We start from the raw sequence: 6,003 nt of genomic DNA on the forward strand, positions 1-6,003 counted from the left end.
ATTGTTTGGCATATAAATCATCCTTCGGGGTATAAAAGGACTCTCTTCGCACGAGAATATTAGCTTCTGCAACGAGAATTTGGCTACTAGCTGCGAGGCGATTGGCCAGTTTGATCGGATTCTCTCGAGACTGGGAGGTGAGACGATAAATAAACGCATCGGGGATGCCCTCGAGAGGTCGCAGTAACTGCAAATTAAAATGCTGGGCGATCGCGTCTCTTTCCGATTCTTCTACAGCTTCCACAAATTGCAGGGTTAACTCATCTGTCAAATAAACAAGAGTTTCTGGGCTTTTTTCCAATTGGTAAACATGGCTGGCAAAAGCCACCAAATCCAAGCGCCGCGCCATCCCCATCACTCTTTCCAAGGCATCGGCTTCCACCAAAACTTCAATTAACTGACTTTGAGGAAGCAGATTATAGCGCAACCGCCCCAACTCTGGGGGAATTTCCACATCTGCCGAGACCAAACGCAACGTTAGGCGATCGCCCACCTTCAATAAATTTAATTCTTCCCCACCCCTCTGCAAAATCAAGCCCACTCGGGTTTCGGGAACATTGATATTGTCCAGGGACTCATTGTCTGCCATTGCTTGCCGTCTCCATAAAATATTGATTGGTTCGATCGCGAACATCAGTGGTAATATTACTCAATGTTTGCTTAATATTTGGTTATATTGTTTGTGGCTTTTGCCCGCCAGATGACTCTATGCTATTTTCCAATATGCTCTTTTCCCATACTTTCTTTTCTAATTCTCGCCGCCTGAAGTTATTGAGTGTTTGTTTATTGTGCCTCGCGCCAATGGCCATCTGGGGACAACCCGCCCGAGGACAGATTCCTATTGAAGATTTTGGCAATGAGTCGGAAGAATTTCCCCCCTTCCTTCCCGAAGGTAATCCTCCTCTCCAACAAACCAATAGTTTGCTCAGTTTAACCGGCGGCCAGCGCCTTTTAGAAGAAGCGAGTTTTGCCATTGATGGGGAAAATTATGACCTCGCTTCGCAAAAATTACAAGAAGCCAGACAAGTTTTTAACCAATTATCTAACTTTTACCAGCAATTGGCTGGTAGTTTTGCAGGCATTGACGGCAGTATCGCCGAACAACAGCGCAAACAAGCCTTAGAAACTGCACAACTGCGCGATCGCGCTACCTATCAACTGGCTTTGGTTCACCGGGCGCAAAATCAACCGGAATTGTCGGTGCCTTTATTGGTTCAAATCGTGCGATCGCAGAACCCCACCACAGACTTAGGCAGAAAAGCCTATCAACATCTGACGGAATTAGGGTTTGAGCAATCCCAAGACCCCTCTGAAGAGTTTCGCCCCTTACAACAGTCGAATAGCATTCTCAGTTTAGCGGGAGGAAGACGTTTCCTTGAGGAAGCCACCACCGCCTTTGAAAGTCAGAATTACCCCCTCGCCGTCCAAAAGCTACAAGAAGCGAGACAAGTCTTTAACCAGTTATCTAACTTTTACCAACAATTGGCCGGGAGTTTTGCGGGCATTAACTCCCGTACCGCAGAGTCACAACGGGTTAATGCCCTAGAAGCAGCACAGTTGCGCGATGATGCTACCTATCAACTGGCGGTGGTTCACCGGGCGCAAAATCAACCGGAATTGTCGGTGCCTTTGTTGGTTCAAATCGTGCGATCGCAAAATCCCACCACGAATTTAGGACAACGTGCTTACCAACAGCTTTTGGAACTAGGTTTTGTCACCGTGCCTTTTCCCAGTCCGAGTGAAAATACAAGCAGCAGTAATTAATCCGCTACCCGTTAAGAAATATATCTATCGGTGGGAGGATTCCCCTGGGTAAGTAGCATAACAGGGGAAAGACTCGATAAAATACAATCGATATCAATGTGGTTATTGCGGGAGGTTTGATGGTTAGTCTAGCCGAAGTTGAAAACAAAATTAAAGCGTCTTTACCCGATGCTCGAGTAAAGGTAGAGGATTTGACAGGAGGGGGCGATCATTTACAAGCAACCGTGATTTCGCAGTTGTTTGCTGGGCAAACGCGGGTTAAACAACACCAACTTGTTTATAGGGCGCTGCAAAGTTCGTTAGCATCAGAGGCGATCCATGCCCTTGCCTTAAAAACCTACACCCCCGAAATGTGGGAAACCACGGGACAATCTTGGTAGTTTGTCCCAAACTGTTTTTGCAGTCGATTTGATTTCATTCAACCTAAATCCTTAAGGAGTTACTTCATGACACCCGAACTTAAAGAACGCATTGACAGCATTGTTAAGGAAGACAAAATTGTTGTTTTTATGAAGGGGTCTAAACTCATGCCCCAATGCGGTTTTTCTAATAATGTCGTGCAGATTCTCAATACCCTTGGCGCTTCTTATAAGACTTTTGATGTCTTGAGCGATAACGAAATTCGACAAGGAATTAAAGAATATTCTGAATGGCCGACTATTCCTCAAGTGTATATTAATGGGGAATTTTTAGGCGGTTCTGATATCTTGATCGAAATGTACCAAAATGGCGAACTCCAACAAGCTGTAACAGTGGCTTTGGCTTCTTAAGTGGCGATCGCGCTTTGGGGTGAAGGGGATAATAATTATCCCCTTCTTTCTCCCTTTAAGCGCGATCGGGGAAATATTTCAGGGGCAAATTCGCGAATTTGTTGTGGGGAAATTTGTTAGGATTTTTGTAGAACTTACTTTTTTGCCCCAACCGCGATCGCGCCAGCCTTTTTTTCCAGCCCTTTTTTCACCATGACCTCTACTCTTGTTAAGCGATTTCAAATTAGTTCAGGAAAAAATAAAATTGTCGGTTTGACTACAGGAATAGCCGTTATTATTGCCTCGGGCATTGTCGCCTTACTGCCCCCCTCTCCCCCTCCCCCCAAAGAGTATCAAGCGATCGGCATCCTTAAATACGCCCCTCCTACTCCCACGGCAAGCAGTACGGGGCAGAATTTGTACGAGCAAGGTAGAGCCTCCATTAGTAAAGAGATTTTATTGGCCGATCGCGTCTTGATTAACGTTGCTCGAGAGATGAGAATTAAAGATCCGGCTAATCTATTTAAAAATCTTAACATTAAGTTTCCTGAAACAGAAGAAGATGCACAAGTGATTCGAGTGGAGTACAAAAATACCGATAAAGAAAAGTCGGAAAAAACTTTACGTTTCTTACTGGCAGAAATGGTAGAGGAGAGTCGGTTGTTTAATACGGCTATGCTGCGATCGCAAATCGAGGCTTTGAAAAAACGAGAATTAGAAGCGAGGGCAGACTTAAAGGAGGCAGAACAAGTATTTTATAATTTTATGAGCCGAGAGGGAGGGGACTTAATTGCCGCTCAAGATGGTACGCTCTTTTCGGGTATTAGTCTCAGCGAACAACAGCAACGAGAGTTAAAAGTCCAATTAGAGGGGGTTATTGCTCAACTTCAAAGTTTGCAGGATCAATTGGGGTTAACCCCAGCAGAAGCCTCGGTTTCCTTAGCTTTGAGTAGCGATCCCATTATTGCCAGCTTGCGGGCGCAACTTTTGCAAATCGAAACCCAAATTGAGTTGCTCTCCAAAAAGTATCGCCCCGAACATCCGATCCTCGCCGATTTGTTGCAGCAAAAAGAAACTTACGATCGCCAGTTTATCCAGCGCACCTATGAAGTCATCGGCAATGATAATGTTTTTAAGGCGGCTCCGGTGGAAATTCGCAAAGCCAGCAGTTTAGATACGGTTCGCCAACAGATGGCGACTCAACTGGTACAGTTACAAGCACAACGGGAAACCCTGGAAGGACAACTCTCAGCAGTGCGCGATACGGAACAAGAATTGCGCCAATCTTACGAACGTTACCCCACAAAACAACTCGAACAAGAAAACTTACAACAGCAATTACAATTGCGAAAACAATTTCACGACACCATTGAGACGAGGTTGGTAGATGCACAATCGGCGGAAGTTGAAACCGTGGGGAGTTTGGCGATCGCCCAAGACGCTGTAGCCCTGGAACCGCAAGAGGAGCCGTCTGGAACCATCAATCCTGTCATTATTGTGATGGGAGGTATTATTGCTGGGGGAATTGCTGGTGCGGGGATTGTTTTAGTCTTATCTTTCTTCGATCCGATTTTATATACCGCTCAAGAATTGCGATCGCTCTTAAATGAACGGGAAATCAGAATTTTAGGGGAACTTCCGACTTTACTCGAACCGGAGAATGAGGATTTATTGGCTTTATTACTGGGGGAAAATATCGATTGCTTAGACGCTTACGAGCGCTTCCGCAGCAACCTGCGCCGTTTTGCACCGAAAAACACAAAAGTGATTTTAGTCACCAGTGTCGGGCGTGCTGAGGGGAAAAGCACGACGGCTTATAATTTAGCCATTGCTGCGGCTTATGCTGGCAAGCGCACGTTACTCATTGAAGCAGATTTGCGATCGCCCTCGAATGCTCCTGCGGTGAATTTGCAAAGCGATCCCGATGCCCAGGCGGAACCTTTGGCTTATTATGGTTCTCACAATGAATGCGTTAATTTAGTGCCGACTGTAGAAAATCTCTATATTGTTCCTAGTGTTGGTCCCCAGCGCAAAGCGGCGGCGATCGTGGAGTCAAGTGAATTGCGCCGCCTCTTGGAGGATGCCCGTCAGCGCTTCGATTTTGTGGTTTTGGATACTGCTTCCCTAAACAGTTGCAATGATGCCTTCCTGCTGCAACCTTTGACGGATGGGATAGTTGTGGTGACGCGCCCTGGGGTGAGTGAAAGCTCTCTGGGCAGTACCCTCGAACAAATGGTAGAAGCGGAAATGCCGATTTTAGGTGCAGCGATCAATGATGTGGAGATGACTTTAGGGGGACAAGAAGTGATGGATGAGGCGATCGGGCTACCTGGAGATATGGTCGAACATTTAGCGTTAGATGAGGAGGAAATTCCCGGTTTACACAATGGAAACGGTTCCCACAAAAAGAAGTTACCGCGAAAGGTTGCTCACCGATGAAATTGGAGGCGATCGCATTTTAGGGATAAAGATTTATGAATCAATATAGTATGGTTATTTAATCACAATCAGATAGTATTTCGCCCCCTGGTTTCCCCCCAAATCTGGGGGGAACCGGAGTCAAAGTCCCCCAAAATTGGGGGATTTAGGGGGCTATTTTTGGGATTCTCTGAAATCATGCTTGCAATCTTGCAAATTCGGCATGAATGAAGTCGTTAATATCTTCTCTTTCTCCTAAAGTTTCTCTTAATCCTCCTATATTGTCGTAATAGCCATTTCTTGAAGGATTTACAAATAATTTGCCACAGTGATAGTTTTTTCCTGTGCTGGGAATTTTGTTGATACAGGGGGTGGGGTAAGGAGCGATCGTACCAATCGGGTTAAGATGGAGGTTCAACACCAATTATAGGTGCTTTGGGAACAGAGAGAAAAGATTGTTCTGTTAGGGATTTTAGAGTTTCATCAACTTTACTAACCCTCTCATAGAGATTCATTTCTCTAAATATTTCACGGGATTGCTTAAGCAGATTGATAGCTTGCTGATAGTCTTTTTTATGACTATAAGTATTCCCTAGATTGTGGAGAGATATTGCAATTCCATAGCGATCGCCAATTTCTCGTCTAATCTCCAAAGATTGCTGATAATATTTAATTGCTTGACCGTATTCTCCTTGAGATTTATAAATATTCCCTAGATTGTGGAGAGATATTGCAATTCTATAGCGATCGCCAATTTCTCGTCGAATCTCCAAAGATTGCTGATAATATTTAATTGCTTGACCGTATTCTCCTTGAGATTTATATACACTCCCTAGATTATTAAGAGAAGATTCAATTCCAGAGCGATCGCCAATTTTTTGTTTAATCTCCAAAGATTGCTGATAATATTTAATTGCTTGACCGTATTCTCCTTGAGATTTATATACACTCCCTAGATTATTAAGAGAAGATGCAATTCCAGAGCGATCGCCAATTTTTTGTTTAATCTCCAAAGATTGCTGATAATATTTAATTGCTTGACCGTATTCTCCTTGAGATTTATATACACTCC

The 6,003-nt window shown here is 44.4% G+C and carries 6 protein-coding genes and 1 pseudogene; 4 read left to right on the top strand and 3 right to left on the bottom strand.

Going from position 1 to position 6,003, the window contains the following annotated elements; genetic code table 11:
• A pseudogene (locus tag VB714_RS26500) lies at positions 1–634 on the bottom strand (peptidase S8); the annotation flags it as partial.
• A gap of 584 nt (positions 635–1,218) precedes the next feature.
• Here VB714_RS26500 and VB714_RS27625 point away from each other — a divergent pair.
• The 4 genes from VB714_RS27625 to VB714_RS26520 all read left to right on the top strand — a co-directional run bounded on the left by VB714_RS27625 (position 1,219) and on the right by VB714_RS26520 (position 4,952).
• Entirely contained in the window at positions 1,219–1,764 is a 546-nt protein-coding gene (locus VB714_RS27625; protein WP_416309808.1) for a hypothetical protein, read from the top strand.
• Between the two features lie 119 nt (positions 1,765–1,883).
• Positions 1,884–2,144, top strand: a complete 261-nt coding sequence (locus VB714_RS26510) for a BolA family transcriptional regulator (RefSeq protein WP_323228275.1) — start codon at positions 1,884–1,886, stop codon at positions 2,142–2,144.
• A 66-nt stretch (positions 2,145–2,210) separates the two neighbouring features.
• Positions 2,211–2,534 (top strand): Grx4 family monothiol glutaredoxin, encoded by a 324-nt coding sequence (gene grxD / locus VB714_RS26515; RefSeq protein WP_323228277.1) that lies wholly within the window; start codon positions 2,211–2,213, stop codon positions 2,532–2,534.
• 192 nt (positions 2,535–2,726) lie between these two features.
• Positions 2,727–4,952 carry a polysaccharide biosynthesis tyrosine autokinase gene (locus VB714_RS26520; RefSeq protein ID WP_323228278.1) on the top strand — a complete coding sequence of 742 codons (2,226 nt, stop codon included), beginning with the start codon at positions 2,727–2,729 and terminating at the stop codon, positions 4,950–4,952.
• Positions 4,953–5,127: 175 nt separating this feature from the next.
• Here the strand turns inward: VB714_RS26520 and VB714_RS26525 are convergent, their stop codons facing one another.
• Positions 5,128–5,349 carry a hypothetical protein gene (locus tag VB714_RS26525; protein ID WP_323228280.1) on the bottom strand — a complete coding sequence of 74 codons (222 nt, stop codon included), beginning with the start codon at positions 5,347–5,349 and terminating at the stop codon, positions 5,128–5,130.
• Positions 5,333–6,003 (bottom strand): tetratricopeptide repeat protein (locus VB714_RS26530; RefSeq protein WP_323228281.1); only part of this gene is annotated, 671 nt, incomplete at its 5' end. The genes VB714_RS26525 and VB714_RS26530, both read right to left, overlap by 17 nt.

Origin of the sequence: Spirulina sp. 06S082, assembly GCF_034932145.1 — a bacterium.
Taxonomy (GTDB): Bacteria; Cyanobacteriota; Cyanobacteriia; order Cyanobacteriales; family Spirulinaceae; genus CCY15215.

What these genes read in the sequence shown, in the direction of transcription:
- VB714_RS26510 (WP_323228275.1), top strand. Translation starts at nt 1,884, where the DNA reads ATGGTTAGTCTAGCCGAAGTTGAAAACAAAATTAAAGCGTCTTTACCC.
- grxD (WP_323228277.1), top strand. Translation starts at nt 2,211, where the DNA reads ATGACACCCGAACTTAAAGAACGCATTGACAGCATTGTTAAGGAAGAC.
- VB714_RS26520 (WP_323228278.1), top strand. Translation starts at nt 2,727, where the DNA reads ATGACCTCTACTCTTGTTAAGCGATTTCAAATTAGTTCAGGAAAAAAT.